The 3269-nt window shown below is 63.6% G+C and carries 4 protein-coding genes; 2 read left to right on the plus strand and 2 right to left on the minus strand.

The genetic code is table 11. The annotated features are described in order from the left end of the window. A partial coding sequence (locus A5706_RS00395) for a hypothetical protein (RefSeq protein ID WP_068125961.1) occupies positions 1–222 on the plus strand: 222 nt, incomplete at its 5' end. A gap of 5 nt (positions 223–227) precedes the next feature. Here the strand turns inward: A5706_RS00395 and A5706_RS00400 are convergent. Next, a complete protein-coding gene (locus A5706_RS00400) occupies positions 228–893 on the minus strand; it encodes an SRPBCC family protein (RefSeq protein ID WP_156766879.1) in 666 nt (221 codons plus the stop codon). A gap of 235 nt (positions 894–1128) precedes the next feature. On the opposite strand from A5706_RS00400, the gene A5706_RS00405 reads away from it, so the two are divergent. After that, on the plus strand, positions 1129–2976 hold the full coding sequence (locus tag A5706_RS00405) for a long-chain fatty acid--CoA ligase (protein WP_068125963.1): 1848 nt from the start codon (positions 1129–1131) through the stop codon (positions 2974–2976). Positions 2977–3015: 39 nt separating this feature from the next. On the opposite strand, the gene A5706_RS00410 is transcribed toward A5706_RS00405, so the two are convergent. Next, the coding region (locus tag A5706_RS00410) for a hypothetical protein (RefSeq protein ID WP_231984909.1) at positions 3016–3269 on the minus strand (254 nt) is incomplete at its 5' end.

Here is a 3269-nt window from a genome sequence, read left to right on the forward strand (position 1 = left end):
CCGACCCCCGCGATCTATCAGTTGACCGATTGCCTGCACGATGGGCATACGGAACGGGTGGCGGCTCATGAGATCAGGGCCACCGTGTCCGCATGGTTGGCCGAGTTGGGCGCGGACAGCCCCTTGGTCGACGATCTTGAGCGCGCGGTGCGTGACGGCGATTGGAGCGTGGCGTATGCCATCGGTGAGTGCTTGTCCGTTCAGGTTGCGATCGCCAGCTGAGAGTCTCAGCCTTCGGAGTAGGCAGATGACTGGAGCGCTTCCGCCCGCCCTTTGAGAACGAGCAGCATGCGGCGCGTCATGACGAATGACGCCGGCTCCATGATCCGCATGAACAGCCACCCGGCAGCGGTCTTGCGGAGCCGTTCTGTGCCGCGCGTAACCAATCTCGTCCGTTGCCCGTCGAGCGGATAAAGGCCGAACTGCCAGACCCATTCCATATCGCGAGCCTGGTACCTGAGCGCAAGCGCGTGCGGCGGATCCACAACTGCCACGGTGAGCTCCTCGCGTCCGAAGAAGATCTTGTCCCCTACGGCGAGTTGCTGAAACTCGGGAAGGATGCGAGTCGCGCTCGGGCGATCCAGGAAGCCAAAGAGCCGGTCGAGCCAGTCGTAGCTGTACAGCCCACCCCGTTGGTAGCCAATTTGCACCAGCCATGGCCAGATATCGTCGGCGGGCGCATTCACTGTGATCGCCTGCGTCGCTGTGTCGGTCGGATTAGCGATCAGCCCATCGCCCGGCATCACCCGCGCCAACTCCTCGGGTGTCGTCCCCCACCGGCTAAACCAGCGGCGGACCGGAAACCAGTAGCCGACCACGACCGCGAGCAGACCGAATACCAGTGCGATGCCATGCAAGTTTTTGGGTGATCGAATCTGCGGCATCAATTCCACCAGCGATGCCTCCTTCGGGGATACCGGCCAGTCAGATGATGTTCGGGGGACGAACACCGGTTCTAGGGTCCAACGTCACCGGCCGACGCGGGGCTGGGTTCAACGGAAGCCCGCAGGATCTGACCATTGCGGTGATCCGGGTGACTTTCGTCACTATGCCCGACCTATGACGCCGCAGCAGGATTGAGAGAAATACCGCCAATGGTATTTGGTTCGGCAGCAACGGATTAAGGCTATGACAACAGCAATCACCTCACTGGAGAGGCCCGACTTCGCCAAGATCGAAAGTCGCGCGCCGTCGGTGGCGCACATGTTCTTGAACCGGATCGCCGCTACCCCGAACGCGGAGGCGTTTCGGTATCCGCTGGACCACTCCTGGGAGAGCGTGACCTGGCAACAGGTCGGCGAACGCGTCTACCGCATTGCCGGCGGGCTGATCTCGCTGGGCATCGCTCCGGAGGATCGCGTCGCGCTGGCATCGTCGACGCGCTACGAGTGGGTGCTCGCCGATTTCGCCATCATGTGCGCCGGTGCGGCGACCACCACTGTGTACCCGACGACGAACGCCGGTGACGTCGCCTACATCATCGCCAATTCCGGAAGCCGACTGGTGGTCGCCGAAGATCAGACCCAGGTCGACAAACTGCTCGAGCACCGCGCCGACCTGCCCGACGTGGGCAAGGTCGTCATCATTGACGGCAACGGCGATGGCGACTGGGTGATCTCGCTCGCCGAGCTGGAGCAGCTGGGTAAGCAGCTGCTGGCCGACTCGCCGAATGCCATCAGGGAGCGGGTCGCGTCCGTCGGCCCGGCCCAGCTTGCCAGCCTCATCTACACCTCCGGCACCACCGGGCGGCCGAAAGGCGTGCGACTGACCCACGGGGCATGGACCTACACCGCCGCGGCCATCGATTCACTCGGCATCCTGGGGCCCGACGACCTCAACTTCCTGTGGTTGCCGCTGGCGCACGCGTTCGGCAAGGTGATGCTGGCCCTGCCCCTGCAGATCGGCTTCCCGACCGCGATCGACGGACGTCCCGAGAGGATCGTCGACAACCTCGCGACCCTGCGGCCCACCATCATGGGGGCGGCGCCCCGCATCTTCGAGAAGGCGCACGCCCGCATCGAGGGCATGGTTGCCGAGCAGGGCAGGCTCAAGAAGAAGATGTTCGACTGGGCGATCGGCGTCGGCATCAAGATGTCCCAAACCCGGCAAGCCGGCAAGAAACCTTCGTTGGCGTCGTCGTTGGCCTACCGGATGGCCGACCGCATGGTGTTCTCCACCATCCGGGAACGGTTCGGTGGACGGTTGCGCTTTTTCGTCTCCGCGGCCGCCGCCCTGGACCACGACGTCGCCCAGTGGTTCGACGCCGTCGGCATCATCGTGCTCGAGGGCTACGGGCTGACCGAGACCGCGGCCGCGTCATTCATCAACCGCCCCGGCGCCTATCGGTTCGGCACGGTCGGGTTGCCGTTCCCGGCCACGGAAGCCAAGATCGCCGACGACGGCGAAATCCTGCTCAAGGGCCCGGGTTTGATGACCTCTTATCACGATCTTCCCGACGCCACCGCCGAGGCGCTCGACGCGGACGGTTGGTTCCACACCGGGGATATCGGCGAAATCGACGGCGACGGCTTCCTGCGGATCACCGACCGCAAGAAGGACATGTTCAAGACCTCGCAGGGCAAGTACGTGGCGCCGTCGGCGATCGACGCGAAATTCAAGGGCCTCTGCCCGTACGCGAGCGAGCTTCTCGTCTACGGCGAGGGCAAGCCGTACTGCGTGGCACTGGTCAGCCTCGACAGCGAGGCGATCACCGAGTGGGCCGGCAAACAGGGCCTTGCGGGTAGCTCTTTCGCCGAGATAGCGCGTGACGCGCAGACCCACGAACTCATCGCCGGGTACATCGACGCGCTGAACGTGGAACTCAATCGCTGGGAACAGATCAAGAGATTCGCGATCCTCGACCGGGAACTCTCGGTCGAATCCGGCGATCTCACGCCGAGCCTGAAGCTTCGCCGCAAGGTGGTCATCGAGGAGTTCGCGGACCGCCTCGCGGCCCTCTACGAGCAGACAGCTTGAGAGCCCGCATCTTGCCGACGATTTGCGGGCCCGGAGTCATTATTGCCATTTGAGATCTTCGTCGAGGTGTTGGGCTTGTTCGTCGTGCCCAGCCGCGGGGCGGGTATCAATCGTGACCTCTTGCCAGTACGCCGGACTGTATAGGTGAATATCGTTGCCGCTGCTGACCTTTAGCACGCCGCCCGTGAGTACTTCGTAGGTGGCATCGTCGGGATGCTCCTCGTCCTCGTCGTGACCTTCAAGTTGGACCCACATTTTCATGGTGAAAGTAACCCCTTCGTATCGGCCGGTCG

The sequence above is a fragment of the Mycobacterium sp. E796 genome (assembly GCF_001672815.1).
GTDB lineage: Bacteria > Actinomycetota > Actinomycetes > Mycobacteriales > Mycobacteriaceae > Mycobacterium.

Excerpts from the sequence above, each read along its gene's own strand:
- A5706_RS00405 (WP_068125963.1), top strand. The coding sequence starts at position 1,129 with ATGACAACAGCAATCACCTCACTGGAGAGGCCCGACTTCGCCAAGATC.